The following is a 26,157-nucleotide window of genomic DNA, read 5'->3' as shown; positions in this document are numbered from 1 at the left end:
CCTATTCCATCGGGGAAATTGAACAACCCCCAACCTACTCCCTCGCGCGCCGACAGGCCACAATTTTTTGGCGCTTTAACTACGGCAATCGGACACGATCACACATAACCGGTCATTCGCGGCCGCTAGCAGTGCCCGAGATGCCTTGTGCACGCGTGTTGTCGTATTCCTCACCGCCGTCTTCTGCAGATCCCTCAGCCTGCTCGCGGTAGTAACGCGGGTCGACTTCGGCCGGGGTCTCTGGGCCCTTGCGCTGCCTGTCCAGCAAGAAGAAGACGATGAGGCCTGCGATAAAGACAACGGCGGAGACGATGAGGTTCACACGGACGCCGAAGATTTCGGTGGCTTCATCAGAGCGCATGCCTTCGATGAAAAAGCGGCCCAATGTGTAGCCCACGACGTAGAGGGCAAATACCCGGCCGCGCCCCAGCTTCCATGCCTTGTGTGCCCACAACAGGAACAGGCACACCAACACGTTCCAGATGAGCTCATACAAAAACGTTGGGTGCACCGAAGCGATGACCTCGCCGGTAGAGTGCCCGGAAACCGGCGCGTACTCCCCTGCCTCATCGACGCGGTAGTAAATATCCAGCGCCCACGGAACGTCGGCCGGCCGACCGTAGAGTTCTTGATTGAACCAGTTTCCCAACCGGCCAATGCCCTGGGCAAGGATGAGACCAGGCGCCACCGCGTCCGCAAATGGCGCCAGGGGGATCTTTTTGATCCGGAACATTACCCACAGCGCTACTGCGCTTAAGGCAACCGCGCCCCAAATGCCGAGACCACCATTGGTGACCTTGAGGGCATCGACCGGATTGCAGGTATCACAGAAGTACTTCTGGTTATCCGTGATGACGTGATAGAGCCGCCCGCCCACGATGCCTGCGGGGATAACGACGATGGTCGCATCCCACACGGTATCGGGATTGCCGCCTCGGGCAGTGTATCTCCTCAGCGTCATCCACATGCCCACGAGGATGCCGGCGATGATGCACAGCGCATACGCATGGATTGGAATGGAGCCAAGATGCCACACCACGCCCTGCGGCGGAGAGGGAATATTTGCAAGATTCTGAGTATGCACGTAGATAGTGTGCCTTATCAGCGTGCCCGTGAGCTAGTTTGGGGTCACTTTTCCTAGGAACTTTTACGCGAGGGGCACGCAGGGTGTTGGCCCGCAGCCACCAGAGAGCGCGCCAAGGCGGTGGGATCCTGGGCCGCCATGACGGATTCACCAACCAATACCGCATCCGCCCCACGGGAGGCATAGTGGAAAAGGTTCCGGGCATTATTCACCCCGCCCACGGCAATGCGCAGGATCGATTCCGGCAACCCCGGGGCAATATCGTTAAAGGCCTCCCGGTTGATCTCATCAGAGGCGAGGGACCAAGCATTGATCGCGATGACGCTACTGCCGGCCTTGATGGCGCGGTTGACCTCCCCGCAGGTTCGCACCTCCACGACGGCGGTCATCCCCAGCGATTCCGCGCGGTCCAGGAGGGCTTCCAACCGGGCTTGTTCTAAAAGCTCGACCTGCAGCGGGATCGCATCGGCGCCAAAGCAGCGGGCTTCGTGAATCTGGTACGGATCCACGATGAGATCGCGCGCCATCATCGGGATATCGATGGCAGCGCGCGCGGCGGCCATATCCTCAAGCGAACCGTTAAAGCGCCGCGTATCCGTCTGGCAGGCCATTAAATGCACGCCGCAGTTCTCAAAGGTGCGCGCCCATTCGGCCATCTGCTCGGCCGAGCCCACGTGGGCGATTTCTCCGGTATAAGGAACTGCGCGTTTAAGCTCAGTAATGACTGAACAACCGGGTTTTAAGAGGGCTGCGCGGGCATCACGAGGAGGCTCCATATCCCGTGAGCGCGCCTTAATGTCCTGGAAAGAAACGCGTGCTTCGCGCGCGGCGACATCCTCTAGCACCCCAGCGACCAGGTGATCGACGGCAATGGGTGTGGGCATGAGCACCTCCCTCCGAGCGCGATTAAAATCACACTTAGATTAACGCTATTCGGGGCGTTTCCGGAAATTGCGCTGCGCGAACGGGGCTATTTACGGCCCACATCGGTCGGGTCGATATCGCTATCAAGCGCGTCCCACATCACGCGGCCGGAATCAGATGAGGTCTCCAAATCTTCCGCCAGCTTTTCCTGGCGGGCGGCGGGGGTTTCGTATTTGCTCGACGCCTTGACCTTGTCCTTGCCCGGGTTCTGGGCCAAGAGTACGGCGCCGAAAAATGCCAGTGCTGCCCCGATAATGGCGACGATGGGGCCGAGCTTGGTGACCTCCGTGGAAATGACGGTCGCCCAATCAGAGATTGCGGCGGAATCCACCGCGTTCTCATTCGCGGACGCGCCTTGCAATATTTTTTGCGCGCGCTCGGCATCGGCGCCGCTGGTCAGCAGGCTAATGGGACTCCACGCGGCGGCTGCTGCGGCAAGGGCACACACAATGGCCACGATGCGGCGCCCCGTTCGGCGCAGCGCAATCCCCGCGAGGACCCCGGCGAGGAGGACCAGCGTCAATGCCATCAACTCTAGGGACCACGCGGAACCCACGATCTCATTGGTTGCTGAGCCCGATTTATCGTCCTCGCTTACGGCTTTTACCCAGGTGCTGCGGGAAGAGAACCACAGCACCGCCGTGCCCACCGCCATAAGGAGTGGGCCAAGTCGCCTCGTCATTAGGAATCATCCCCTAAAAGAACTTTCGCATCGAAGCAGGTTCGGTCACCGGTGTGGCATGCCGCGCCGCGCTGGCGCACGGTCAGCAAGATGGTATCGCCATCGCAATCAAGGCGCACACCAAGTACGTCCTGCGTATGTCCTGAGGTCTCGCCCTTAATCCAATACTCACCGCGCGAGCGCGAGAAGTAGGTGCCCTTGCGCGTGGCCAGCGTGTGTGCGAGCGCGTGGTCATCCATCCAGGCAAGCATCAGTACCTCGCCGGAATCGGCCTGGGCAATAGCTGGCACGAGCCCTTGCTCATTGCGCTTGAGCAGCGCAGCTATCTGTGGGTCTAGCTCATAGTCTGCGGGATTGCTCATCGGCGTACCTCGTATCCGGCATCTGTCAAGGCCTTTTTGACCTCGCCAATTTCTACCTCCCCAAAGTGGAAAATGCTAGCTGCTAGGACGGCATCGGCACCGGCTTCAACGGCGGGTGGAAAGTCCGCTGCGGCGCCTGCCCCACCGGAGGCGATGACAGGAATGTTCACCGTCTCCCGCACCGCGCGCAGAAGCTCGAGGTCGAATCCGGCCTTCGTGCCATCTGCGTCCATGGAGTTTAAAAGGATCTCCCCCACGCCCAGCTCGGCGCCGGTGCGGGTCCATTCCACAGCATCGATGCCAGCCGATGTCGTCCCGCCGTGCGTCGTAACTTCAAAGCCCGACGGTGCGTGCGCCGCGTCGGTGCGCCGTGCGTCCACGGATAAGACGATGCACTGCGAGCCGAAGACTTCCGCCAATTCGCGTAGCAGGCTGGGATTGCCAATCGCGGCCGTATTGACCGATACCTTATCCGCGCCATTACGCAGGAGCTCGCGGACATCGTCAACGCTGCGCACTCCCCCGCCCACGGTGAGGGGGATAAAGACTTGATCGGCGGTGCGGCGTACCACATCGAGCATGGTGGACCGGCCGTGTTTGGAGGCGGAGACATCAAGAAAAGTCAGTTCGTCCGCTCCCAATTCCTCATAGCGCGCGGCTAATTCCACGGGGTCTCCTGCATCGCGCAGGTGAGCAAAATTCACGCCCTTGACTACGCGGCCTTGATCCACATCAAGGCACGGGATTATGCGTACGGCTACAGCCATGCGGGGCTTACTCCTTCACAGGTCGGTAGGGTGGGATTAAGTTGAGTGGTGAGATAGGATTTCCAGGATTGTCTCGTGTACCTGCGGGGTACCAGAGACCATCCCCCCCGACTTCACGGTCCATGGATTGCCCTCTGGATCCGTGACGATGCCCCCGGCGGCCTTAATAAGGAGCGCTCCCGCCGCGTTATCCCACGGGTGCGGCGAGAAATTGACGGCACCGTCAAAAACTCCCTGGGCCACGAAGGCACTATCTAGTCCCACCGAGCCCGTCATGCGCGGGCGCAAGCCGGTTTCGCGCAATTCGTGGATTGCCGCAGTGGGAAGATAGGAGGAACAACCCACGTGTCCACGGGCTTCATCCAATTCTGGGGACTCTTCCCCGCCACCGAATCCGCCGGACGGCCCGCCTGCAGAACGCAGCGGCGAACCGTCGCTGGCAACCAAGCGCCTGCCCAAGAGCGGAAAGTCGGAGACAGCCGCGATGGGCTGGCCTTCGTGAACCAGGGCCACCAAGATGCCAGCCATCGGGTTGCCCGCGGAATAGTTTGCGGTCCCATCGATTGGATCGACGACCCACACGGTGTCGTGGATACTACCGCCGGATTCCTCCCCGTAGACCGGGATACCGGTCATCTGCTGCAAGATATCGCGCAGCTGCTTTTCGATGGCCAAGTCTACCTCTGTGGCGAAATCGCCCCGGCTCTTAAAGTGGGCCGGTGGCGCCCCGATGCCGGATCGAAAGATGGGCTCGACCTGGTCAACGGCCGCCTCCGCGAAGGCCACCAACTCGCGCGGATCCATCATCGTTTACTCTTCCTCGGGGTCATAAGGATCGATGGGCACCTCTGCGGGAAGCGGCTCTACCTCTGCCACTACCGCTAGCGCCTCATTCAGGCTGAAGTTTCCCTCATATAGCGCCTTGCCGATGATCGCCGAATCGATGCCCTCATTTTCATACCGAGCCAGCTCGCTAAGATCTGCCAGGGAGGAAATGCCGCCGGAGGCGGTCACCTTGGCATCGGTTGCCATAGCTACCTCGCGCAGTAATTCCACATTGGGCCCAGTCAGCGTCCCGTCCTTGGACACGTCCGTGACCACGAAGCGCTGACATCCTGCGGCATCGAGGCGCTCGAGTACCTCCCAGAGATCCCCGCCATCGGAGACCCAACCATTGCCCTTCGTGCGCCACTCGCCATCTTCTAAACGCACAGCCAAATCCACGGCAACTTTCTCGCCATACTGCCCAAGGATCTTTTCTATCCACTCTGGGTTTTCTAAGGCGGCGGTGCCAATATTGATGCGGTTCGCGCCAGTGGCCAGCGCACGCTCTACCCCGGCATCATCGCGGATGCCGCCGGTAAGCTCGACATTAATACCGAGTTCTTGGGTAATCCCCGCCATTTGCTCGTGGTTGGAGCCGCGGTTAAAGGCAGCATCGAGATCAACAAAGTGCAGCCACTGGGCGCCCTGGCGCTGCCACTCGAGAGCGGCGTCCCGCGGGGCGCCGTAGACCTTTTCGGTGCCGGCTTCTCCCTGATCCAAGCGCACGGCCTTGCCGCCGACGACATCGACTGCGGGCAAAAGCGTAAAAGTCATGGTTTCATCCTACCTAGAGAGTCTGCATCCAGTTTTCCAATAGCTGCGCGCCCGCATCTCCGGATTTTTCGGGGTGGAATTGCGTAGCCCAGAGCGCGCCATTTTCCACTGCCGCCACGAATGAATCACCGGCGTGCGTGGACCAGCTCACCAGCGGCGGGCGGGTAATGACGGTTTCTAATTCCCAGCGGCGCACGCCGTAGGAATGCACAAAATAAAACCGCTCGTCAGCGCTAAGCCCGGCAAACATGGCGCTGTCATCCGGCATCTCGACGGTATTCCAGCCCATGTGCGGCAAAACATCGGACTGCAGGCGCTCGACCGTCCCCGGCCATTCGCCGCAGCCTGTGGAGTGGATGCCGTGCTCGACGCCGGCATCGAAAAGCACTTGCATGCCCACACAAATGCCCATGACCGGCCGCTCGCCTGCTAGGCGCTGGCCGATGACCCTCTGCCCATTTACTGCCTTAAGCCCTTTCATGCAGGCATCGAACGCGCCCACGCCGGGAACCAGCAACCCATCAGCCTCGAGGGCCTGATAAGGATCCGCCGTGACGGTTACCTCCGCCCCGACGCGCTCAAGGGCACGCTGCGCGGAGCGAATATTACCCGCGCCGTAGTCCAATAACACCACCGATTTTGTCATGGGCTATACCTTACGCATTCGACGCAAACGGGTGCGGATATCGTTGGTCTCGCTGATGCGAGTCCGGCCCAAGATGAAGTCCGCCGTGGTGAGGAGCAGCCCGGCGATGAGGATCGCAACCCCCGCTCCGAAGGCGCCGTCGTAGCCGTAGCCTGCCACCATGGCGCCGAGCAAGGTCGAGCCTAAGCCGGTGCCGCTATCGTAGAAAATATTCCAAATGGCCGAAGCCTCCGAAACCCGCTCGCGGGGCAGCCGGTCAAACATGGATAGCAAGGCCTCGTTTTGTGCGATACCGAAGGCGCCACCAAAAAGAACGGCGCCGAGCACCAGCCACCAGATGGAGCTTTCCATAAACAGGGTCAGGGAAATCGTCCCGACGCCGACGATTGCCATGATCTGGCTTGGAATGTACAGGCTACCTGGGGCCCCGGTGCGGTCTGCCACCACGCCGGCGAAATACCGGAAGATCATCGCCGCACCGCCCACGATGGACAGCATGACGCCGGCCAGGCTGGCACCCTTTGCGGCATCGAGTTCTTGCATTGCGGGGGACAAGAAAGAGGAAATGGCACCGTAGCTCATGGAAAAGGTAGTCAAGGCCAGGGCCGGGACCAGTACCAGCTTCCAGGTGGGAACGCGGATGATATTGACTTCCTCGTCATTATCCTCGGCCAAGGTGACCTTGATCTTGGGGATACGCAGGCACATAGCAAAGCCCAAGAAGCCGATGAGACCGGCGGTGATATAGGTAGAGGCGTATCCTAACGAATCCGCCATGAACAGGCCGAGCGGCAAGAAGATCATCTGCCCCAAGCCTGTGAATACACCAATCATGCCGGTGGCCTTGCCCAGCAGACGCACCGGGGAGAGCTCTGCAATCAGCGCGGATTCGGACACGGTGAGAGCGCCGAAGCCCACCCCGCGCATGGCGGAAAATAGCAAGACGATCCAGGCGTCGGTGCCCAGCAGGTGGCCAAAGGCCGGAACGCCTAGGGTAAAGGCGGATAGCGCCATCACGCGCCGGTAGCCCCAGCGACGCAATAGCCACGGGGACATGATCTGCGTGGCTACGGTAAAGGCCATGAAGATACCGGTGGATCCACCCGCCAAAGTCGCGGAACCGCCGGAGTCAATGACGGCCAGCGGGACTACGGGAAGCAGGATGGACCAGGCGCCAAAGGCGGCTGCGATGGCTACCATCGTCGGCGTATAGCCGGGCACCTTCCAAATATTGGTCTCTTGGGATTCGCTCATTTGCTAAAGCCTCCAACCATCCAGGCGATGGCCGCGGCCACGGTAATAACGGCTAAAAGCGCGGCGACGACCGTAAAAAACTTCGAGTCCTGCTGATACGCGGACCAGGCCCCTCCTACCAAGAGGCCCGCCACCAAAAACAGGATAAGGATCATAAACTGCACGGGCTACAGGGCTCCCTTCGTCGAAGGGATGCCATTCTGGCGCGGATCTTGGTCCACGGCAGCACGCAGCGCGCGGGCTACTGCCTTGTATTCCGCCTCGGTCACGTGGTGCGGATCGCGGCCGTAGCGCACGTTGACGTGCAGGGTAATGGCTGCGTGGGTGGCCAGGGATTCGAAGAAGTGGCGGTTAATCACCGTTGCATAGTGCCCGCCGATGACCTGCCACTGCAGGTGCTCCGGCTCGCCATTCATCACGAAGTATGCGCGGCCCGAAAAGTCTACGACCGCTTCAACCAGCGCTTCATCCATGGGTAGTAATTGGGAGCCGAAGCGGCGAATCCCGGCCTTATCCCCCACGGCTTCACTCAGGGCCTGGCCGAGCACGATGGCGGTGTCTTCCACGGTATGGTGGGCGTCAACCTCCACGTCACCAGTGGCCTTTATCTGCAGGTCAAATAGACCGTGTGTGGCAAATGCGGTAAGCATATGGTCAAAGAACGGCAGCCCGGTGGAAATATCGCTTTTCCCGGTGCCGTCTAGGTCGATGGAAACGGTGATATCCGATTCCGATGTTGCTCTTTGGGCACGCCCCACACGGTTTGTCATATCTCACTCCTTTGAAGTATCCGCTCCTACTGTAGTCGCTAGATTTTCCGCCGCAGCCAGAAAGGCCGCATTTTCTTCCGGCAGGCCAATGGTCACGCGCAAGTACCCATCAATTCCTACATCGCGGATGAGCACCTCTTCATCCAAGAACTTCTCCCACACGCGGTGCTGGTCCGCAAAATTGCCAAAGAAAAGGAAATTCGATTCGCTCGGCATGACGGTATAACCCATCTCGCGCAGGCGCCCTGCCACCATGTCGCGTTCGGCGGCGATGGTCACCACGGTGGCGAGGGTATCTGCGCTGTGGCGCAGGGCCACAGTAGCCGCTGCCTGGGATAAGACGGACAGGTGATACGGCAGGCGCACCAGCATGATGGCCTCCACGAAGGCCGGGTCCGCCACGAAGTAGCCCAGGCGCCCGCCGGCAAAGTCGAAGGCCTTCGACATCGTGCGGGAGACCACGAGCTTGGTGGGGTATTTTTCCAACAAGCTCGTCGCGGACGGCGAGTCAGAAAACTCGGCGTAAGCTTCGTCGACGATGACGATGCCGGGGGCGGCATCGACAAGCGCGGCAATATCCTCCAGGCTAGTAACCCCGCCGGTGGGATTATTCGGGGTGGTAATAAAGATGACGTCGGGCTGGTGCTCGGCCACTGCTGCCAAGGCGCGGTCCATATCGATGGCGAAGTTCTCATCGCGCGGGCACTCGATAAAACGCGTGTGAGTACCGGCAGAAAGGATCGGGTGCATGGAATACGACGGCGTAAATCCCAGCACGCTGCGCCCGGGCCCGCCGAAGGCCTGCAACAGCTGCTGCAGGATCTCATTGGAACCGTTGGCGGCCCAGACCTGCTCGTAGGTGACATCCACGCCGGTTTGCTGCGAAACATAGCGGGCTAGTTCGGTGCGCAGTTCGACCGCATCGCGCTCTGGGTAGCGGTTCAGCGAGCTGGCGCAGCGGCGGACCTCGTCCACGAGGGCATCGACAAGCGCGGGCGAGGGCGGGAAAGGATTCTCGTTGGTATTGAGCTGGTAGGCCACCCGCAGCTGCGGGGCGCCATAGGCGGTCTCGCCGCGCAATTCCTCGCGCAGCGGTAGGTCATGTAGCTGGGCCATTTATTTCTCCTCGAATCGGGCGCGGATAGCCTCCCCGTGGGCGGGAAGGCGCTCGGCATTGGCAAAGGCGATGACGTTGGGGGCGATTTCTTCCAGGGCGCCGCGGTCATAATCGATGAGGTTGACCGGACGGAGGAACGTGTGGGTAGAAAGCCCGGCGGAAAACCGCGCCGTACCCGAGGTGGGCAGCACGTGGTTGGAACCGGCCGAATAGTCCCCCAAGGGCACCGGGGAATACGCGCCGACGAAAATGGCTCCGGCGTGGTTGATGCGCTCTGCCACGGCGCGCGCATCCGCGGTGTGGATTTCTAGGTGCTCGGCGGCATAAGCATTCGCCACGGCGATGCCCGCGTCCATGGAATCCACCAGGACGATGCCGGATTGCTCGCCGGTAAGTGCCTCGGCGGCGCGGGCGGAGTTCTCCGTTGCCGTATAGCGGCGCTCTACTTCCTGCTGCACCTGCTGGGCCACGCTTTCCGATGCCGTAATCAGCACGCTTGCCGCCATCGGATCATGCTCTGCCTGGGAGATGAGATCGTAGGCCACGTAGACGGGGTTCGCGGTCTCATCCGCCAAGATGGCGATTTCGGTCGGGCCAGCTTCCGCGTCGGTGCCTACCACCCCGCGCACCGCCCTTTTGGCTGCGGCGACAAAGATATTGCCCGGCCCAGTAATCATGTCCACGGGCTCTATGTCTTCGTCCGCATCGCCGTAGGCCAAAAGCGCTACCGCCTGACCCCCACCGACGGCCCAGACTTCCTCCACGCCCAGCATGTGGCACGTGGCCAAGACCGTAGGGTGTGGCAGGCCGCCGTGTTCCTTTTGCGGCGGGGAGGCAACCACCAGGCTGGAGGCGCCGGCCTCTTGCGCGGGCACGGTATTCATGATGACTGAAGACGGGTAGACCGCCTTGCCGCCGGGAACATAGAGGCCAACGCGCTCGATGGGCCGGAATACCTCGGTCACGGTGGCGCCGGGTGCCAGCTGTGTGGTGTGCGACTCCGGTTTTTGGTCCGCATGCACGCGGCGCACCCGCTCAATGGAGGCCTCGATGGCCGCGCGCACCTGGGGATCAAGTTTGTCGGCGGCCCGCTGCAGTTCTGCCTGGGGGACGCGCAGGGACGGTGGGCGCACCCCATCGAATTGCTCCCCATAATCCAACGCTGCCTGGACGCCTTCGTCGCGCACCTTATTGACCATCGGCACGACGGTCCCCATGACGGAATTGACGTCGGTGCCGCCGCGCGGAAGAACGCGGCGCAGCGTGGCGGGGCGAAGCTGTTGACCGCGGAGATCGATGGTTCGAAGCATTCCTGGCTCACTTTCTGGTTGATCACCGTGGGCTATATCTGTAGACAAATCAATATACTATCGCCCAAAGCGCCGCGGGGACACCCTCTTGGGCGATAGACTCAAAATCAACTTCCAGCGAAGGCGAGTGTGCGGTGCATGATGATCGAATTTGAATCCACCAGTCTTGAGCGGCACCTGCGCGCCATCGTCCGCGAGCTTGATTTTTCCTATTGGGCGCTACCTACTGGAGAACTCGTCATTTCCCATGGGCAGGCGGGGTCCACGCTGGTCTTTGTGTCGCAGACCGACGATGTGGTTGTCCACCTGCACACCACTCTGCGCGGCGCGGTTGACTTGGGCGAGGCCGCCGCGCTGTCCCGATTTATCACCAGTTGGAATGCCGATTGCCTCTACCCCACCGCCGTGCTGGACTATGACGAGGCCGGGTCGCTGGTGCTGTGTGGGCAGAGCCACTTCAGCACTGGAACTGCACCAACGCACGATCAATTGGCCGCTTTTGTGCCCGCCGCACTCAACGGCGCAGAGGTGCTCATCAGCGTGGCAACGCGCGAGTTTCCGGCCCTGGCCCAAGAACCAGATCTAATGCTGGCTCAAAACGATACCGCTACACCGCCCGCGTTCACCTTGGATCTCCTCGCGGCCGCTCTACCGCAAATAGGCATCGACCGCTTCCATAGCGATGGTGAAATCTGCCTATTTGCCCTCGTCAACTCCATCGCCTGCACCTTTACCCTCGACTCTGGGCCTAGCCTCATCATCACAGGCCGGTGGGACCTGAATGCGGATGAGGACGAATTCACCCGTTTGTTTTTGATCTGCAATGACTGGAACCGGGCAAACCACAGCGCCACCGCCTACTGCCGCTCCACCGACGAGGGCCTCCACATCCACGTCGATGTGCCGACCCTGACCGGGGCGGGCCTTCACCAAGGCCAGCTGCTGCGGGTTTTAAGCCACAGCCTCGATGCGATCCTGCACGCAATCGATGACATCGCGCGGGAATTCTGTGGCAGCTCCCCGGTTAAGTGGGCGTAGCTACTTCCCTTTGCGCACTGGCCTCTTTGCCAGCCGTCTCCCAGTCCGCGTCGGAGCTAATAAACGCGGTGCACCAATAGGAAAACATGGCCAAAAATGGGGCTACCGCCCAGGCCACGGCGGGCGAAAAATTCGGCGCAAACTCCACGACGTCCCCGGGGCTGTCCGGCGGGTGCGTTGCGGTGATGCCACCAAAGACGTAGAAGGAAGCGGCACCGGTAAGCGCGCACAGCCCTACCCACAGCAGCATCGTGAGACCACGCCCGCGACGCTGCGCGAATGCGGCCAGTCCGAGGCACAGCCCCAAGAAACCCGTGACGAGTGCAAAGGTCATAAATGCGACGAATTGCGCGTTGCCCGCGGCTTCAATGGCGTAGCCGCCACCGTCGACAGCATGGCCGGTCATCGTAGGGCGCATAAACCCCCAGAGCGCGCCACAGATGCCGAAAACAAACAGGGAACACGCGAGGAGCCCCGCACCGAAACCGAGAGTGCGGGGCAAGCGAGCTTGGCGGAAAGACAATTTAGTTACAGAAGGTCCAGTTACCGTCCTCGCGGCGGAAACGAACGGTGGAGGTATCGGTACCGTCCGGGTTCGACACGCTCACGGTAGCGGAGGCATCATCGCCATTGACCACAACGTCATTGATCGATTCCAGCTTGGTGGAGGTAGGGATGGCCTCTAGCTGGTCGGCGAACTCGTTGATCTTGGCATTGCCCTGGCTTTGCTGGCGCATGGAGTTTGCGTATTCCGCAAAGGACTGGTTGGGCAGGCTATCGACGTAGTTGAGGTACTGCTGGAAATCCCCGGACTCACCTTCGCGCACGGCCTTGCAGGCGTGGGCAGGCATGTATCCAAAGTAGTCCTTAACATTGTCAATCTCATGCTGCCCGCGCACCAGCTGCTCAATGGCCTGCTTATCGCCATCGCTTGCTTCTTGCCCACCTTCAATGGGCTTGATGTCCTGGGCGTTGGCGAAGGGATCGTCCTCATTCTCAATGGGGTTCGCGTTGGCGCCCTCATTGCCGCCTTCGTCGCCCTTGTTCTTAGGCTCCTCGGCAGTCTTTTTCTTGCCCTTTTCTTCCTTTTCCTTCTTCTTGTCCTTATCGGCGTCTTTGTCCTCAGACTTTTTCGCCGATTCCTTCGCGGAGGTCTCAGAGGAGGAGGAAGCAGACGAAGACGACGTGGTCTTCGTCGAATCGTCCTCATCGTCCGAGCTACATGCAGCTAAGGCAAGCGGGGCAACCATAGCGACCGCGAAAAGGGACTTCTTTGCAGGGGTCAAAAAGGACAAGGGAGAGCTCCTGAATCGTTCTTTCGAATGCGAAGCCGCCTCACGACGGGTTCTTTTGTCCCCGCAATCCTAACAATGCAAGTTTGCAAGGGACATTATTGCAGTCTTAAAAGTACCTGTGAGCTATTCCTTGCCGCGGTGAAACACGTACAATTTCCACTGTGCAACTACATCGCGAGAGCATCATCGAGGCCGCCACGACCCTATTGAATACTTATGGGCTTGCCGATGTCACCATGCGCCGCGTCGCTTCCTCCCTCGGCGTTGCTCCGGGGGCGCTGTATTGGCACATCGCCAATAAGCAGGCGCTCATTGCCGCTCTTGCCGAAGATATTATCGCCCCCGTCGCCGGTTCCACGCTGGAAGAGATTAGCCTGCACCTGCGCGAATTGCTCCTAGCCCGGCGCGATGGAGCGGAGGTTGCCATTGCCGGCCTCTCCCAGCCGGATTCCCAGGCCTGGGATCACCTCGTCGCGCAGTTTAGCTCCGCCACCTGCCCCGATTTCGATGATACTGCCCGCAAGGCCGCCGCCCTTTCTGCCGTGCACCTCGTGTTGGGCGCCACGCTGCTCGAGCAATCCCAGCGCCAACTGCTAGAAACCACCGGTGGGACCACCGCGGCCGACTACCGCGCCGATTTGGTGCATGGCGTGCGGATTATTAATGCCGGTTTGCAGCACAGCGGGGCGGATTAAAACATTTCACCCCCGCGGCGGATTTCCCATAAACACAAGCGAGTACGATCTCTGTGCAGCAGCCCTCCTTAGATTGTCACCTCAGAAGAAAGGCCATTTTCGTGTCGTATCCCGCGCATGGCGTATTCATCGATGTCACTGCGGAAAAAATCGTGCTTCACCGCAGCCTGCTCTCCCGCAGCTTGGGCGCGCCTGCCACCGCAGAAATCGCGCTCGATGCCATCGATGACCTGCGCGCCCACGAACCCACCGCCACCGGGTTTGGTTCACTGGCCCTGGGCAGCGCCGGCAGCATTGCCTTCGCCCCGCACCAGGATCCCCACCGCGTGGCGCGCGCCATTGAGGCGGCACAAAAGGGCGACGCACCGGCGGAAGCCGCACCCGAACCCGCAGCAGCTGCAACCCCAACCGCTAGCGAAGTAAACCCAGGGCTTGATTTCGTCGCGGTTGATGTGGAGACCGCCAATGATAATTGGGGGTCCATCTGCCAGATCGGCGCTGTGCGTTACCGCGATGGCCAAGAAACCGCGGCCCAGTCGTGGCTGTGCACCCCTCCCCCAGGCTTGGAGCACTTTGCCGAAATCAATATCTCCATCCATGGGATTACCGCCGCCGATGTCGAAGGTGCCATACCCTTTGCCACAGCGGCCGCAGAGCTCTTTGATTTCATCGGCAGCGATGTCATCGTCGCGCACAATGTCCAATTCGATTCTTCCGCGCTGCGCTCCGGATTGCTGGCCGCCGGAGCCGATGTCCCCACCGTCCCGCTGGCCTGCTCGCTCGCTTTGTCCCGCGACGCTTCAAAGCAAGGTGTTATTTCGGTGGCCAATCACAAGCTTCCCACCGTGGTGAAACACCTTGGCGGCGCCTCTTTTACCCACCACGATGCCACCGAGGACGCCCGCGCCGCCGGCACCATCATCACCGGGCTGGCCCAACGCTTCGGGCATACCGGAAGCATCACTGATCTCTTTACCAGCCGGGAGTTTAGCCTCGGCCGCCTCGAATCCTCGGCCATCCTGCCGGTCCTGCGCGCGCATACCGCGCCCACCTCCGGCGACGATCTGGGCGCCGGTACCGATTTCCGCGATTCCACCCGGTCCGCGGGAACCAGCAAAAAGCCCGCCTCTTCCGGCCGGGCGCCGTGGCAGGCCGTGGCCACCCCGGATACCATCCCAGATCCCAATCCCGATGCCGATCCAAAGGGCGCGCTCTACGGCCAGCACGTCACCCTGACCGGCGATTTCGAGCCGTACGATAAGGGGCTGCTGTGGCAGGGAATCGCCAAGCGCGGCGGGCAAGTGGGCAAAAACGTCACCAAGAAGACCACGCTGCTCGTCGTCGGCGAATGGGCAAAGAAGACCTCCAAAGAAAAGCGCGCCGAAGAGCTGCAAGAAAAGGGCCAGGACATCACCATGTGGTCCGGCGCCCAGCTCTTTTCTGAGCTGGAGCTCGATGCCGAGCCGCCTTTTTAAACCCGCAGGGAACCACCCGGCCATTTCTCCAGTCCAATAGGGGCGGATACGCACTACCTTGGAGAAATCGCCATGACCCTTACGCTCGACGCACCCCGCCCCACCACCACTAATTTACTGCCGGCGCTTTTCGCGCGGTCGTGGATTAAACACCAGCGGCTTTCCGATGACGGCTTTTGCGACTCCCTTGCTACCATCCAGCTTTCACCCAACCTGTCGATGGCGCTGGTCTTTCCCGGGCAGCGCACTTTTCGCAGGCTCAGCCACCGCGGCCTCGCGGACTTGGATGTCTCAACCCGCCAAGCGTGGAATTGTGCCTCACTGAATCTGCAGCGCGCCGCGCTCGATTCGCAGGGCCTGCGCTTTTGGACGCGCCCGGCCCACTGCACCCTGCCTGCCGCAGCGCCTTTTGGCGGCCTGCAAGTTCGCTCCCACGGCGCCCCGATTTCTTCGTGGTTGGCCCACCCAGAAACCTTCACCGTGCTGGATAAACACATGCGCCGCCTCATGCGCTCGCATTCTTTGACCTACCTGGTGCCGGATTCCGCGACGGTTTTCGTCTTCGCCCACCTACCCGATGAGTATGCCCGCGACCTCGCGCGCGCCGCCGCCGAACAACTTCCCCGCCATCGCACCGTTTTACATTCGCGCCCGCTAGTATGGTCTAACGGATTTCCCCGCGAATTATGAGAGGAGCACCATGGCGGAAAGCAGGATGTCGCGGCTGAGCAATCAGTACCATGCCTGGACCCGCAGCCACCCCACGGCGGCGGAGGATTTTCGCACCGCCATCGAGGATCTGCTCAATGACGCAGGCATCATCTTTGACCGGGTATCGACCCGCGTCAAGACGTGGTCCTCACTCAAGCGCAAGGCCAAGAAGCGGGGCGAGGACGGCGATTTCATTTACCCCACCCCGTGGGACGATATCCACGATGTCATGGGCGTGCGCGTTACTCTGTACCACTCCACCATCATTCCCAATGCGCTAGACGTGCTGGGCGAGTCCTTCAAGGTCGTGCGCTCTGTGGATAAGGCGGCCGAGACCCGCATTTCCGGCGGCTTTGGGTACGGCTCCCACCACCTGGTGCTCACCGTGACCGACGATAGTGCGGCGGCCATGGAGGAGCTCGCCGATTTCGTGGGCTGGACCTTTGAGGTACAAATTCGCACCGTGCTGCAGCACGCATGGGCGGAATTCGAGCACGATATCCGCTATAAGCAGGGCCCTACCCCGCCCTCGCCTGAGGTGGACCGCCTATTTACACTGGCCGCCGGCCTCATCGAATTGGCTGATCAGCAATTCGATGAGATCGCCGCGCTCAAAGCCCCGCGCACGGAGGCGGATACGGACGTGGAGCTTACTCCGGAAACCTTACCTGGCGTCCTAGCCATCATTTTGGGCAATCGATTCCCGCTTTCACGCTCGGAGCACTACCGCTTCCTCGCGGAAATCTTGGAGGAAAACGATATCCGGTCCTTGGACCAGCTCGAGCAGCTGCTTGACGATGACGCCATTGCCCACGTCCACGACACCATGCGCTATCGCTTTCGGCCCGGCCAAGTGCGCCTTATCGATGATCTGCTGCTCAATAAGTTTGGCAAGCAGCACATCGAAGCCACCGCTGAATCTGGCGACCGCGCCGGCCGGCGGCGCCGCCTGAACGCGCGCCTTAAGGCGCTGCGCGCAAACTCTTAGCGGAATCCGCCGCGGAATTTTTCCATATCGCGGCGCTCCTTTTTTGTTGGCCGGCCCGCGCCGCGGGGACGCACCGGCACCGCGGGCTGGAATTCCTTGGGCGGTGGCGGAGGCGCGTGATCGGTATAGCAGGTGCGCGCCACCGGCGCGCCCACGCGCTTGGCGACGGTAGCCAGCACCTCCAAATCGTGCTCATGGTGGTTGCGCCACACGCGCACCCTATCGCCTGGCACGACTTGTTGCGCCGGTTTGACCGCTTCACCGTTGATTTTCACGTGCCCGGCGCGCACCGCAGTGGCCGCGGCGGAGCGGGTTTTGAACATGCGCACCGCCCATACCCAAGCATCAATCCGGACGGGGCGGCCGCTTGGCTGCGGGGTAGGCATTAATAATTATTATGGTTCTCGTTGACGATTTTGCGGATCTTCAACCAGTTATATCCGCCACCCACCACGGCGATGATAAGGCCCAAAACCATCCAAGCGGCCAAATTAGCAGATAGCACACCTAAAACAACTCCTGCGCCGAGGCCACCGGCAACGGAAATAACGGCGTTGCGGGAGTGCTTGCGCACCTGCTGCTTGCGCTGCGCAATGGGGTTATTCGGTCGCTGCTGCATAGTCATGACCCAGATCCTACCTCAACCCAGGCAGAGCCTGCTTCGCGCGCGCTGATTTCGCCTTGGGAAAGCGCGGCGAGCATCGCCTGGAGCTCATCGAGCCTTCCCGGGCGCACGGCGACGGTAAAGGTTACGGCTGCACCGTACTCGGTATCGGTGATATCGATGCCGCGCCCGCGCAAATCCGCTTCGAAGCGCCCGGCCGTGGCGTGTGGGCATTCCACCGTATAAAGCTCCCGGCGCGCCCGGATGACCGCCTCGACCTTTTCCATGGCCTCGCTGACCGCCCCGCCATAGGCATGCACAAGTCCACCCGCACCCAACTTGATGCCGCCGAAGTAGCGCACGACCACCGCGCAAATATCGAGCATTCCAGAGCCCTTTACCACATCCAACATGGGCTTTCCGGCCGTCCCGGAAGGCTCGCCATCATCGGAGGAACGTTCCACGGGGTTCGCATCGTCGACGTGGTAGACATAGGCGGAGCAATGGTGGCGGGCATCGGGAAAGCGCTGGCGGGCGGCATCGATAAACGCCCGTACTTCTTCCTCGTTCGTGACTCGGCCGATCAGGGTAATAAACCGCGAGCGTTTGATCTCAATTTCGTGTTCCACCTGGCCGGTGGGGCGCCGATAGGTATCGCGCATTAGGCCACCAAGAAATCGTACTCGGGGGTATTCGGCTGCAGGTGCTGCACCGAGATCTTGGACTCGGCCATCCGCTCCTTCAGCCCCGCCAGGTCCTCGGCGCGGCTAAGCTGAATGCCCACCAGCGCGGCACCAGTTTCGCGGTTATTGCGCTTGAGGTACTCGAAGAGCGTGATGTCATCGCTGGGGCCCAGGATTTCAGACAGGAAGTGGCGCAGCTGGCCCGGTTCCTGCGGGAAATTGACCAAGAAGTAGTGCTTCAGGCCGCGGTGCACCAGCGAGCGCTCCATGATTTCGGCGTAGCGCAACACGTCATTATTGCCCCCAGAAATCACGCAGACCACCGTCGAACCCGGCTCTAGCGGCACCCGCTGCAGCCCGGCCACGGACAGCGCACCGGCGGGCTCGGCGATAATACCCTCATTTTGGTACAGGTTGAGCAGGTCCGTGCACACCGCCCCCTCAGAGACCGTGTCCCAGTGCAGGCGCGATTGGTTGGCCTCCAAAATCTCATACGGCAGCGAGCCCAGGCGCTTGACCGCCGCGCCGTCGACAAACGGATCCACGCTCTCTAGCGCCACCGGCCCGCCATTGCGGAAGGCTGCTCTTAGCGATGCCGCCCCTTCCGGCTCCACCCCCACCACCTTCGCGTGCGGTGCCATATCCGCCATATAGGAGGTGATGCCAGAAATCAGCCCGCCGCCGCCGACGGGAACGACGATGGTATCGACCGAGGCGCCCTTTGCCGAAAGCTGTGCCAAGACCTCCGCGGCGACGGTGCCCTGGCCGATGATGGTATCGCGAGCATCGAAGGGCTCGATGAAGGTGGCGTGGCGCTCGGAGGCATCGGCATGCGCGGCGGCCGCGGCCTCGTCAAAGTTGGCACCCACTACTACGAGTTCCACTTGGTCTCCGCCGTGCACGTGGATGCGGTCGCGCTTTTGCATGGGCGTGGGCTCCGGGACGAAAATCTTGCCCGGAATCCCCATGGTGCGGCACGCATAGGCCACGCCTTGTGCATGGTTGCCTGCCGATGCCGTCACGATGCCCCGCTCCCGCTCCTCCTGCGACAAGCTGGAGATGCTATTGAGCGCGCCGCGTATCTTATACGAGCGCACGTCCTGGAGATCCTCGCGCTTTAAATAGACCTCACAGCCCGTTTCCGCAGAAAGCCGGGGGCAATACTGCAGCGGCGTCGGCGCGATTTCGGAGCTGATGCGTGCCTGTGCCTGCTGGATATCGGATGCGTGGATGGTCGATTCAGTCATGATTGCAGAGTCTACCCGCCCTACCTAGTGCTCGACCGATTCACCTAGATTTCATTCCGGTTTAGCGTCACTGTTACGTGGTTTGGAGACAATGGAGTGCTCCACAAGAAAGGACTCTCTCTATGTTTAAGCGCACCTCCATCGGCGTGGCTGCCTGCCTTGCGCTCAGCTGCGCCCCGGCCGCCAACGCGCATATCGTCGATAATGTTTTAGAACGCTCCGCCGACGATGCTGCGGTAAAACTAAGCCCCATCGGCTCCTATGAGGCTGGGGTGATGGGCAAATCAGCAGCGGAAATCGTGGCCTACCACGCCGACTCCCAGCGCATTCTCACGGTGAATGCGCAATCGGGCAAGGTGGATATCCTGGATGCCTCCGATCCCGCCAACCCCACCAAGGTTGCTGAGGTTTCCGCCGGCGGCGATAAGGAAATCAACTCCGTGGCCGTGCGCCCCGATGGCCTCGCCATCGCCGCCGTGCAGCAGGCAGACAAGACCGAAAACGGTGAAGCCTTGATTTTCGATGCCTCCTCCGGCAACGAGCTCGGCCGCGTACCGCTCGGCGCGCTGCCAGATAACGTGCACATCACCAAAGACGGTGCCTATGCATTGACCGCGAATGAGGGCGAGCCCTCCGATGAACTCACCACTGATGGCACCGAATACGCAAAAGATCCAGAAGGTACTGTATCGGTCATCTCCCTGCCAGACGGCGTCCAGGCCCCCTCCGCTGCGGATGTCCGCACCGCTGATTTCCGCGCCTTCGACGGCCCAGATGCAGAACTCGACCCGTCCATTCGCGTCTTTGGCCCAGAAAACCACCACAATAAGCCTTCGCTCGACTTCGAGCCGGAGTATATTTCTTCCGCCGATGGCAAGGCCTATGTCACCTTGCAAGAAAATAACGCCATCGGCGTGGTCGATATCGCCTCCGCCACTGTAGAAAAGGTGCTGCCCGCCCATATCGCGGATCACTCCGTTGTCCCCATCGATCCCTCCAATAAGGACGGCGAGGCAAAGCTGCGCACGATCCCTGTGCATGGGCTATCCATGCCGGATTCGATCGGTGCCTTTCAGACCAACGGCCAGACCTACTTCGCCACCGCCAATGAGGGCGATGCCCGCGATTGGGGCGGCTACACCGATGAGGTCAAACTGAAAGAGCTCGTTGAAGAAGGCCAGGTCTGTGATTCCGTCGATCTGCCAGAAGGCATCGAGGACAAGAAATACGCCGGCAACCTCAAGTTGAGCAATGCCTCTGGGTGGAATGAGGAAAAGGGCTGCTTCGATGGCCTGTATTCCTTCGGGTCCCGCTCCTTTAGCATTTACGATGCTGAGGGCAACGTCGTCTTCGATTCCGGTTCCGACTTCGAGGAAATCACCAAGGACATCGAGGGACTTAACTTCAATGCCGATAACGAAGACCCCGACTTTGACGATCGCTCGAATAATAAAGGCCCCGAACCGGAAGCCCTGACGATTGGAACAGTTGGCGATCGCACCTATGCCTTCATCGGCATGGAGCGCGTGGGCGGCATCTTCGTCTACGACGTCACCGACCCAGCTCATGCCGAGTTCGTCACCTATACCAACAACCGCGATTTCGCCGTGGACTACGACGAGGACAATGTTGCCGCCACCAGCTTGGCCGGCGACTTGGGCCCAGAGGGGTTGGCGTTCGTTGGCAAGGAAGACTCGCCTACTGACGATGCCCTCCTTATCGCCGGCAACGAGGTGTCCGGGACCACTACGATCTTTTCTGTCGCCGATCTTGTCGGTGGCTCCCAGGATGAAGACGGCGAGGCTCCTGACGATGCCCTCGGGGCATGGCTGCCTGATGACGGTTCCAGCAGCATCGCGAAGGGCGTTGGAATCATCGCTGGCATCATTGCACTCGGCGCCATGTTGAGTGGTGTTCTGCACTTCATGCCGCAGGTAGCCGATCAGTTCTATAAGATGCTTCCAGAACCGGTCCGCCAGCTACTTCCGTAGATTTCGGTATTAAAGCGGTGGCGATTGGGGCGAGCAATCAGCTCTTCAGCCACCGCCTACTTGCTCCGCTTGTACTGCATTGCCAGCGGTAATCGCGCGGGAGCTTGTGCGATTTCACAAATCCGAGTCGTGGACGGCACGCCAACTTCTGAGACAGACGCGATTATTCCTCTGCACGCGAGCGGTCTTCACAATTGGCCCACCGTTACCGCAGGTGCAGCGAAATTGCTTTCTCTGAGCGGCGGTAACAGTGTCCATAGAAGGTGCAGGAGAGTTTCTATCCCAAAATACCTGCACCCATCGTGGCCTTCAGGTCTCCCATAAGGTTGCCCGATCGTTCCACGCGGAGGTGCTCACCGAGGACCATGGTGGTGGATTGGTCGCCCTCGACAAGTTCAAGGTACACATCGGACTCACCGTGGTTTTTAACCAAGACCTGCTTGAGTCGGGCGATATTTTCCATCGTGCACTGGTCCGTGCGCATGGTCAGGCGCAGCGGCAGGCTCGCGCCACCGCCCGGGCCCAGCTCGGGAACGCGAATATCGGAACAAAACAGCGACCGGCGCTCATCGCGCACCTTCACGTTGACGCGCGCCAAGATAATGTTGTCTTCCACAATATGCGGCGCCGCCAGCGAATAGACCTTATTGAACACCAAGATCTCTACCTGCGCGCCGTTGTGGTCTTCTACCGTGACAATCGCCCACGGGGAACCATCGCGCTTAGAAAAGCGGCGGTCCACACCGGAAATGATGCCGCCGATGATGAGTTCCTGCCCATTGTGCACCTCATCGTTGAGGATCTTTGTCAACGGCGTATTGGTCTGTGCAGCCAGGGCCTCTTCGAAACCATCGAGTGGGTGGCCAGAAACGTAGAGGCCCAGCATCTCTCGCTCTAGCGCCAACTCGTGCTTGCGATCCCATGAATCGTCCGGCACATCAATGGCAAAGGCGCCCTCCGAGGAGGCATCGTCGCCACCGCCAAAGCCGGCAAAGAGGTCGAATTGCCCCTTATCGGCCGCCTTCTTGGTGGTCTGCACGGCATCGACGGCGTCCTCGTGAATAAGCATCAGCCCCTTGCGCGGCTGCTGGAAATCATCAAAGGCACCGGCCTTAATCAGCGCCTCGGTCACTCGCTTGGAACACGCCGCAAGGTCGATCTTGTCGAGGTAATCGCTAAAGGAGGTAAACGCCCCCTTTGCCTTGCGCGAGGCGATGATGGATTCGACCACTTCAGAGCCCACGTTGCGGATAGCGCCCATGCCGAAGCGAATATCCTCGCCCACAGCCTGGAAGTCTTCTTCGGACTCATTGACCGAAGGCGGTAAGACGTTAATGCCCAAGTGGCGGCAGTCCGACAGGTAGATGGCGGACTTATCTTTCTTATCGCCCACAGAGGTTAGTAGCGCCGCCATGTATTCCGGCGCGTAGTAGGCCTTGAGGTAGGCAGTCCAGAACGAGACCAACCCGTAGCCCGCGGCGTGGGACTTGTTAAACGCGTACGACGCGAAGGGCTCGATGGTCCCCCACAGCGCATCCATGGCGGATTTGGAGTAGCCATTTTCTTGCATGCCGCCCCAGAATTTATCGTATTGCTGGGCCAGGACCTCGGGCTTTTTCTTACCCATCGCCTTACGGAAGCCGTCCGCCTCGCCGGCGGTGTAATTCGCCACCTTCTGCGAGATACGCATGATCTGCTCCTGGTAGACGATGAGACCGTACGTCTCATCCAGGATTTCCTTCAGCGGCTCCTCGAGCTCAGGGTGAATCGGGGTGATTTCCTTGCGCCCGTTCTTGCGGTCGGCGTAGTCCCAGTGGGCGTTCACACCCATCGGGCCGGGGCGATACAGGGCCAGGGAGGCCACGATATCTTTGAAGCCGGTAGGCTTCATGCGCTTGAGCAGCTCCTGCATACCGCCGGAGTCCAGCTGGAACACACCCAAGGTATCCCCGCGCGAGAGCAAGTCATAGACCTTGGAGACCTTGGGGTCATCGGCATGCAGCTGCTCGAGCTGTACTTCTTCGCCGCGGTTGCGCTTGATGTTTTCGATGGCATCGCCAATAACGGTGAGGTTGCGCAGGCCCAGAAAGTCCATCTTCAACAGGCCAATGGCCTCGCAGGCGGGGTAATCCCAGCCGGTGATATAGGCGCCATCGGCAGGCCGCTTCCACATCGGGATGTGGTCCATCAACCGCACGGAGGCCATAATCACCGCGCAGGCGTGCACGCCAGCTTGGCGGACGACGCCTTCCAAGCCGCGCGCGGTGTCATAAATCTTTTTCACATCCGGGTCGGTTTCCACCATCTGGCGGACCTCGGCGGCCTCGGAATAGCGCTCGTGGTCGGGGTCGGTAATGCCCCGCAGCGGAATATCCTTCGCCATAATCGCCGGGGGCAGCGCGCCGTTGATGCGGTCGGCCATCTGGAAGCCCGGCTGGCCAAAGTGCACCTTGGCGGAGTCCTTGATGGCCTGCTTGGTTTTCACCGTGCCGAAGGTAATAACCTGGGCAACCTTGTCCTCGCCCCAGCGCTCGGCGGCATAGGTAATCATCTCGCCGCGGCGGCGATCGTCGAAGTCGATATCGATATCGGGCGCGGACGGGCGCTCGGGGTTCAAAAAGCGCTCGAAGAGCAGGTCGTGTTCCAGCGGATCAATATTGGTAATGGTCAGCGCGTAGGCCACGAGCGCGCCCGCCGCAGAACCACGACCGGGCCCGACACGGATGCCCACCGAACGCGCATACTTAATAAGCTCCGCCACAATGAGGAAGTAGGACGGGTAGCCCTTCATCTCAATCACGGAAATCTCGTACTTGGCGCGCTCGATATACTCCTCCGGTACATCGCGCCCGGGGAACCGCCGCTGCAGCCCCTCCATCACCTCGTGGGTCAGCCAGGAGGTGGGGGTGTGGCCCTCGGGGACATCGGCAATGGGCATGCGGTCGTGGGTGTGTTCTTCCCACACCTCGCTGTAGTCTTGCACGCGCTCGGCAATCCACAGGGTGTTATCGCAGCCATCTGGAATCAGGTCATCCCAGGTATCGCGCATCTGCGCGGCGGACTTGATGTAGTAGCCGGTACCGCCGAACTTGAAGCGGTCTGGGTCCATGAACGTCTTACCGGTCTGCACGCACAGCATGGCTTCGTGCGCCGGCGCCTGGGATTCCAGCACGTAGTGGCAGTCATTGGTCACCAGCGGCGGCAGGTCCAGCTTACGGCCGATTTCGAGCAGCCCATCGCGCGTGCGCTTTTCGATGTCCAGCCCATGGTCCATCAACTCCAAGAAGAAGTTGTCCTTGCCATAGATGTCTTGCCACATCGCCGCAGCCTCGAGGGCCTCGTTGAATTGGCCGAGGCGCAGGCGGGTCTGCACGTCGCCGGAGGGGCAGCCGGTGGTGGCGATGATGCCATCGGCATGCTCGGCGATGAGTTCTGCGTCCATGCGCGGCCACTTGCCCAGCTGGCCCTCGTAGGAGGCGAGCGAGGACAGCGTGAACAGGTTGCGCAGCCCGGTGGCGTTTTCCGCGATCATCGTCTGGTGCAAATACGCGCCCGAGGCGGAGACATCGTCGCGCTTTTGGTCGGGGGTGCCCCACAGCACACGCTTTTTATTAAAGCGCGATTCCGGGGCCATGTAGGCCTCGATGCCGATGATGGGTTTGACCCCGGCGCTGGTCATGCGCTTGTAAAAGGCGTCGGATCCATACATATTGCCGTGGTCTGTCATGCCCACAGCGGGCATGTTTTGCTTGACCACCTCATCAGCCAACATATCGACCTTGGCCATGCCGTCCAGCATGGAGAACTCGGTATGGTTATGCAGGTGGACGAAGGAGGAGTTTTTGGCCATGCGGTCATCTTAGCGGGGTGGTCAAGATGACGATATTATGCGGTGATGATCTACACGCTCGCCGCATACATCATGTGGGGGTTCTTCCCCGCGTTCTTCCCGCTCCTGCTGCCGGCCACGCCGCTGGAAATCCTCGCCCACCGCGTGTTGTGGACCGCGGTTATCGTCACGGCATTTTTAATATTCAGCGGCGGCTGGCGCGAATTGGTGCGCATGGACAAGCGCACGTGGGGCTGGCTTGCCGCCGGGGGCGTATTTATCACGGTCAACTGGGGTACTTATGTACTGGCGATTAATACCGATCACGTGGCCGATGCCGCTTTAGGCTATTTCATCAACCCCCTAGTATCGGTGGCGCTCGGCATGATCTTCTTAAAGGAGCAGCTGCGACCGTGGCAGGCGACCGCCGTCGCCGTTGCCGCAGTCGCCGTGCTGTATCTGACCTTCTTTACCGGCCAAGCGCCGTATATCTCGCTGCTGTTGGCGGCATCGTTTGGCATCTACGGGCTCATCAAGAAGCAGGTGCGGGTATCGGCGGCGGTCTCGGTCGCTGCGGAGTCTTTGGTGGTCTCCCCCGTCGCCATCGCCTATATCGTGTGGATCGAGCAGGCGGGCCACGGCACGTTCGCCGCGGAAGGCACGCCACACATGCTGCTGTTAATCAGCGCCGGCCTTATTACCGCACTGCCGCTATTGTGCTTTGCCCAGGGCGCGCAGACGCTGCGCTTGTCGACGATCGGCATGCTCCAATACCTCACCCCTATCATGCAGATGCTGTGGGCACTCTTTGTCACCCAAGAGCACTTCTCCACACACCGGTGGATTGGCTTCGGCATCATCGGCGTAGCAGTCAGCATCTACATTGCAGATCTCATCCGCGTTCGCCACAACGCGCCGCGCAAGAGTGCGCGGCGCAGGTAAACCTGCGCGCAGAAATTCGCAGCGCGAAAGACGGTGCGCGAGCCGCGCGCAGTAGTGCACGGCGCGAGAAAACGGCACGCAAAAGTTAGCGGTGTGGAAGAGGGGTGCGCAAAAAGCGCGCGGCAACGGGGCGTTGCGCACAGG

General features: G+C 60.7%; 27 protein-coding genes. 7 read left to right on the top strand and 20 right to left on the bottom strand.

Features of this window, described 5'->3' with window-relative positions; genetic code table 11:
* Positions 1 to 112 precede the first annotated feature (112 nt).
* The 13 genes from lgt to hisD form a co-directional block, all read right to left on the bottom strand.
* Positions 113 to 1,084, bottom strand: a complete 972-nt coding sequence (gene lgt, locus ABRP84_RS03300; protein WP_349852710.1) for a prolipoprotein diacylglyceryl transferase — start codon at positions 1,082 to 1,084, stop codon at positions 113 to 115.
* Positions 1,085 to 1,137: 53 nt separating this feature from the next.
* Positions 1,138 to 1,968, bottom strand: a complete 831-nt coding sequence (locus ABRP84_RS03295) for an indole-3-glycerol phosphate synthase TrpC (RefSeq protein WP_349852709.1) — start codon at positions 1,966 to 1,968, stop codon at positions 1,138 to 1,140.
* A gap of 86 nt (positions 1,969 to 2,054) precedes the next feature.
* Positions 2,055 to 2,690, bottom strand: a complete 636-nt coding sequence (locus tag ABRP84_RS03290) for a TIGR02234 family membrane protein (RefSeq protein WP_349852708.1) — start codon at positions 2,688 to 2,690, stop codon at positions 2,055 to 2,057.
* Entirely contained in the window at positions 2,690 to 3,052 is a 363-nt protein-coding gene (gene hisI, locus ABRP84_RS03285; RefSeq protein WP_349852707.1) for a phosphoribosyl-AMP cyclohydrolase, read from the bottom strand. The genes ABRP84_RS03290 and hisI overlap by 1 nt, the downstream gene beginning before the upstream one ends.
* Positions 3,049 to 3,819, bottom strand: coding sequence for an imidazole glycerol phosphate synthase subunit HisF (gene hisF / locus ABRP84_RS03280; protein ID WP_349852706.1), 771 nt, complete (start codon positions 3,817 to 3,819; stop codon positions 3,049 to 3,051). Before hisF ends, hisI begins: the two co-directional genes overlap by 4 nt.
* 36 nt (positions 3,820 to 3,855) lie before the next feature.
* Positions 3,856 to 4,626, bottom strand: coding sequence for an inositol monophosphatase family protein (locus ABRP84_RS03275; RefSeq protein ID WP_284771414.1), 771 nt, complete (start codon positions 4,624 to 4,626; stop codon positions 3,856 to 3,858).
* Between the two features lie 3 nt (positions 4,627 to 4,629).
* Positions 4,630 to 5,418 carry a bifunctional 1-(5-phosphoribosyl)-5-((5-phosphoribosylamino)methylideneamino)imidazole-4-carboxamide isomerase/phosphoribosylanthranilate isomerase PriA gene (gene priA, locus ABRP84_RS03270; RefSeq protein ID WP_349852705.1) on the bottom strand — a complete coding sequence of 263 codons (789 nt, stop codon included), beginning with the start codon at positions 5,416 to 5,418 and terminating at the stop codon, positions 4,630 to 4,632.
* 13 nt (positions 5,419 to 5,431) lie between these two features.
* Positions 5,432 to 6,064 carry an imidazole glycerol phosphate synthase subunit HisH gene (gene hisH / locus ABRP84_RS03265; RefSeq protein ID WP_349852704.1) on the bottom strand — a complete coding sequence of 211 codons (633 nt, stop codon included), beginning with the start codon at positions 6,062 to 6,064 and terminating at the stop codon, positions 5,432 to 5,434.
* Positions 6,065 to 6,067: 3 nt separating this feature from the next.
* Complete coding sequence (locus ABRP84_RS03260; RefSeq protein WP_349852703.1) at positions 6,068 to 7,318, bottom strand: MFS transporter; 1,251 nt, start codon at positions 7,316 to 7,318, stop codon at positions 6,068 to 6,070.
* Positions 7,315 to 7,473 (bottom strand): CG2302 family histidine operon protein, encoded by a 159-nt coding sequence (locus ABRP84_RS03255; protein ID WP_034659193.1) that lies wholly within the window; start codon positions 7,471 to 7,473, stop codon positions 7,315 to 7,317. The genes ABRP84_RS03260 and ABRP84_RS03255 overlap by 4 nt, the downstream gene beginning before the upstream one ends.
* A 12-nt stretch (positions 7,474 to 7,485) precedes the next feature.
* A complete protein-coding gene (hisB, locus tag ABRP84_RS03250; RefSeq protein ID WP_349852702.1) occupies positions 7,486 to 8,088 on the bottom strand; it encodes an imidazoleglycerol-phosphate dehydratase HisB in 603 nt (200 codons plus the stop codon).
* Between the two features lie 3 nt (positions 8,089 to 8,091).
* A complete protein-coding gene (locus ABRP84_RS03245) occupies positions 8,092 to 9,204 on the bottom strand; it encodes a histidinol-phosphate transaminase (RefSeq protein WP_349852701.1) in 1,113 nt (370 codons plus the stop codon).
* Positions 9,205 to 10,515, bottom strand: coding sequence for a histidinol dehydrogenase (hisD, locus tag ABRP84_RS03240; RefSeq protein WP_349852700.1), 1,311 nt, complete (start codon positions 10,513 to 10,515; stop codon positions 9,205 to 9,207).
* A gap of 138 nt (positions 10,516 to 10,653) precedes the next feature.
* Between hisD and ABRP84_RS03235 the strand changes: the two genes are divergently transcribed.
* Positions 10,654 to 11,553 carry a YbjN domain-containing protein gene (locus tag ABRP84_RS03235; RefSeq protein ID WP_349852699.1) on the top strand — a complete coding sequence of 300 codons (900 nt, stop codon included), beginning with the start codon at positions 10,654 to 10,656 and terminating at the stop codon, positions 11,551 to 11,553.
* Here the strand turns inward: ABRP84_RS03235 and ABRP84_RS03230 are convergent.
* Together ABRP84_RS03230 and ABRP84_RS03225 are read right to left on the bottom strand one after the other, a co-directional pair.
* A complete protein-coding gene (locus ABRP84_RS03230; protein ID WP_349852698.1) occupies positions 11,540 to 11,959 on the bottom strand; it encodes a hypothetical protein in 420 nt (139 codons plus the stop codon). The genes ABRP84_RS03235 and ABRP84_RS03230 overlap by 14 nt on opposite strands.
* A gap of 118 nt (positions 11,960 to 12,077) precedes the next feature.
* Positions 12,078 to 12,848, bottom strand: coding sequence for a hypothetical protein (locus ABRP84_RS03225; protein WP_349852697.1), 771 nt, complete (start codon positions 12,846 to 12,848; stop codon positions 12,078 to 12,080).
* 161 nt (positions 12,849 to 13,009) lie between these two features.
* On the opposite strand from ABRP84_RS03225, the gene ABRP84_RS03220 reads away from it, so the two are divergent.
* The 4 genes from ABRP84_RS03220 (at position 13,010) to ABRP84_RS03205 (ending at position 16,717) form a co-directional block, all read left to right on the top strand.
* Positions 13,010 to 13,543, top strand: coding sequence for a TetR family transcriptional regulator (locus ABRP84_RS03220; protein ID WP_349852696.1), 534 nt, complete (start codon positions 13,010 to 13,012; stop codon positions 13,541 to 13,543).
* A 101-nt stretch (positions 13,544 to 13,644) separates the two neighbouring features.
* Positions 13,645 to 15,018 (top strand): exonuclease domain-containing protein, encoded by a 1,374-nt coding sequence (locus ABRP84_RS03215; RefSeq protein WP_349852695.1) that lies wholly within the window; start codon positions 13,645 to 13,647, stop codon positions 15,016 to 15,018.
* 72 nt (positions 15,019 to 15,090) lie between these two features.
* Positions 15,091 to 15,708 carry a hypothetical protein gene (locus tag ABRP84_RS03210; protein WP_023023002.1) on the top strand — a complete coding sequence of 206 codons (618 nt, stop codon included), beginning with the start codon at positions 15,091 to 15,093 and terminating at the stop codon, positions 15,706 to 15,708.
* A gap of 10 nt (positions 15,709 to 15,718) precedes the next feature.
* On the top strand, positions 15,719 to 16,717 hold the full coding sequence (locus tag ABRP84_RS03205; protein ID WP_349852694.1) for a GTP pyrophosphokinase: 999 nt from the start codon (positions 15,719 to 15,721) through the stop codon (positions 16,715 to 16,717).
* Here the strand turns inward: ABRP84_RS03205 and ABRP84_RS03200 are convergent.
* Genes ABRP84_RS03200 through ilvA form a run of 4 tightly spaced genes read right to left on the bottom strand, consistent with a single transcriptional unit; the run spans position 16,714 to position 19,251 of the window.
* Positions 16,714 to 17,103, bottom strand: a complete 390-nt coding sequence (locus ABRP84_RS03200) for an RNA-binding S4 domain-containing protein (protein WP_284769542.1) — start codon at positions 17,101 to 17,103, stop codon at positions 16,714 to 16,716. The two genes, ABRP84_RS03205 and ABRP84_RS03200, sit on opposite strands and share 4 nt — an antisense overlap.
* On the bottom strand, positions 17,103 to 17,342 hold the full coding sequence (locus tag ABRP84_RS03195) for a hypothetical protein (RefSeq protein WP_005278507.1): 240 nt from the start codon (positions 17,340 to 17,342) through the stop codon (positions 17,103 to 17,105). Before ABRP84_RS03195 ends, ABRP84_RS03200 begins: the two co-directional genes overlap by 1 nt.
* Entirely contained in the window at positions 17,339 to 17,983 is a 645-nt protein-coding gene (locus ABRP84_RS03190) for a YigZ family protein (RefSeq protein WP_023023007.1), read from the bottom strand. Before ABRP84_RS03190 ends, ABRP84_RS03195 begins: the two co-directional genes overlap by 4 nt.
* Entirely contained in the window at positions 17,983 to 19,251 is a 1,269-nt protein-coding gene (ilvA, locus tag ABRP84_RS03185; RefSeq protein ID WP_023023009.1) for a threonine ammonia-lyase IlvA, read from the bottom strand. Before ilvA ends, ABRP84_RS03190 begins: the two co-directional genes overlap by 1 nt.
* 122 nt (positions 19,252 to 19,373) lie before the next feature.
* On the opposite strand from ilvA, the gene ABRP84_RS03180 reads away from it, so the two are divergent.
* Positions 19,374 to 21,242 (top strand): choice-of-anchor I family protein, encoded by a 1,869-nt coding sequence (locus ABRP84_RS03180; RefSeq protein WP_023023011.1) that lies wholly within the window; start codon positions 19,374 to 19,376, stop codon positions 21,240 to 21,242.
* Positions 21,243 to 21,519: 277 nt separating this feature from the next.
* On the opposite strand, the gene dnaE is transcribed toward ABRP84_RS03180, so the two are convergent.
* Positions 21,520 to 25,092, bottom strand: a complete 3,573-nt coding sequence (gene dnaE, locus ABRP84_RS03175) for a DNA polymerase III subunit alpha (RefSeq protein ID WP_284784508.1) — start codon at positions 25,090 to 25,092, stop codon at positions 21,520 to 21,522.
* 45 nt (positions 25,093 to 25,137) lie between these two features.
* Between dnaE and rarD the strand changes: the two genes are divergently transcribed.
* The gene (gene rarD, locus ABRP84_RS03170; RefSeq protein ID WP_349852693.1) at positions 25,138 to 26,013 is read left to right on the top strand and encodes an EamA family transporter RarD; all 876 of its coding nucleotides are present in this window, start codon (positions 25,138 to 25,140) and stop codon (positions 26,011 to 26,013) included.
* The last annotated feature ends 144 nt before the right edge of the window (positions 26,014 to 26,157 follow it).

The organism is Corynebacterium sp. KPL2861 (assembly GCF_040225475.1).
GTDB lineage: Bacteria > Actinomycetota > Actinomycetes > Mycobacteriales > Mycobacteriaceae > Corynebacterium.
Note: the sequence above shows the minus strand (reverse complement) of the source record. Positions and strands in the feature narration are given on the sequence as shown.

Excerpts from the sequence above, each read along its gene's own strand:
- ilvA (WP_023023009.1), bottom strand. The coding sequence starts at position 19,251 with ATGACTGAATCGACCATCCACGCATCCGATATCCAGCAGGCACAGGCA.
- ABRP84_RS03295 (WP_349852709.1), bottom strand. The coding sequence starts at position 1,968 with ATGCCCACACCCATTGCCGTCGATCACCTGGTCGCTGGGGTGCTAGAG.
- hisI (WP_349852707.1), bottom strand. The coding sequence starts at position 3,052 with ATGAGCAATCCCGCAGACTATGAGCTAGACCCACAGATAGCTGCGCTG.
- ABRP84_RS03230 (WP_349852698.1), bottom strand. The coding sequence starts at position 11,959 with ATGACCGGCCATGCTGTCGACGGTGGCGGCTACGCCATTGAAGCCGCG.
- hisD (WP_349852700.1), bottom strand. The coding sequence starts at position 10,515 with ATGCTTCGAACCATCGATCTCCGCGGTCAACAGCTTCGCCCCGCCACG.
- ABRP84_RS03255 (WP_034659193.1), bottom strand. The coding sequence starts at position 7,473 with ATGATCCTTATCCTGTTTTTGGTGGCGGGCCTCTTGGTAGGAGGGGCC.
- hisH (WP_349852704.1), bottom strand. The coding sequence starts at position 6,064 with ATGACAAAATCGGTGGTGTTATTGGACTACGGCGCGGGTAATATTCGC.
- ABRP84_RS03290 (WP_349852708.1), bottom strand. The coding sequence starts at position 2,690 with ATGACGAGGCGACTTGGCCCACTCCTTATGGCGGTGGGCACGGCGGTG.
- ABRP84_RS03260 (WP_349852703.1), bottom strand. The coding sequence starts at position 7,318 with ATGAGCGAATCCCAAGAGACCAATATTTGGAAGGTGCCCGGCTATACG.
- dnaE (WP_284784508.1), bottom strand. The coding sequence starts at position 25,092 with ATGGCCAAAAACTCCTCCTTCGTCCACCTGCATAACCATACCGAGTTC.
- ABRP84_RS03235 (WP_349852699.1), top strand. The coding sequence starts at position 10,654 with ATGATGATCGAATTTGAATCCACCAGTCTTGAGCGGCACCTGCGCGCC.
- hisF (WP_349852706.1), bottom strand. The coding sequence starts at position 3,819 with ATGGCTGTAGCCGTACGCATAATCCCGTGCCTTGATGTGGATCAAGGC.
- ABRP84_RS03275 (WP_284771414.1), bottom strand. The coding sequence starts at position 4,626 with ATGATGGATCCGCGCGAGTTGGTGGCCTTCGCGGAGGCGGCCGTTGAC.
- ABRP84_RS03205 (WP_349852694.1), top strand. The coding sequence starts at position 15,719 with ATGGCGGAAAGCAGGATGTCGCGGCTGAGCAATCAGTACCATGCCTGG.
- priA (WP_349852705.1), bottom strand. The coding sequence starts at position 5,418 with ATGACTTTTACGCTTTTGCCCGCAGTCGATGTCGTCGGCGGCAAGGCC.
- ABRP84_RS03180 (WP_023023011.1), top strand. The coding sequence starts at position 19,374 with ATGTTTAAGCGCACCTCCATCGGCGTGGCTGCCTGCCTTGCGCTCAGC.
- ABRP84_RS03200 (WP_284769542.1), bottom strand. The coding sequence starts at position 17,103 with ATGCCTACCCCGCAGCCAAGCGGCCGCCCCGTCCGGATTGATGCTTGG.
- hisB (WP_349852702.1), bottom strand. The coding sequence starts at position 8,088 with ATGACAAACCGTGTGGGGCGTGCCCAAAGAGCAACATCGGAATCGGAT.
- ABRP84_RS03195 (WP_005278507.1), bottom strand. The coding sequence starts at position 17,342 with ATGACTATGCAGCAGCGACCGAATAACCCCATTGCGCAGCGCAAGCAG.
- rarD (WP_349852693.1), top strand. The coding sequence starts at position 25,138 with ATGATCTACACGCTCGCCGCATACATCATGTGGGGGTTCTTCCCCGCG.
- ABRP84_RS03190 (WP_023023007.1), bottom strand. The coding sequence starts at position 17,983 with ATGCGCGATACCTATCGGCGCCCCACCGGCCAGGTGGAACACGAAATT.
- ABRP84_RS03210 (WP_023023002.1), top strand. The coding sequence starts at position 15,091 with ATGACCCTTACGCTCGACGCACCCCGCCCCACCACCACTAATTTACTG.
- ABRP84_RS03245 (WP_349852701.1), bottom strand. The coding sequence starts at position 9,204 with ATGGCCCAGCTACATGACCTACCGCTGCGCGAGGAATTGCGCGGCGAG.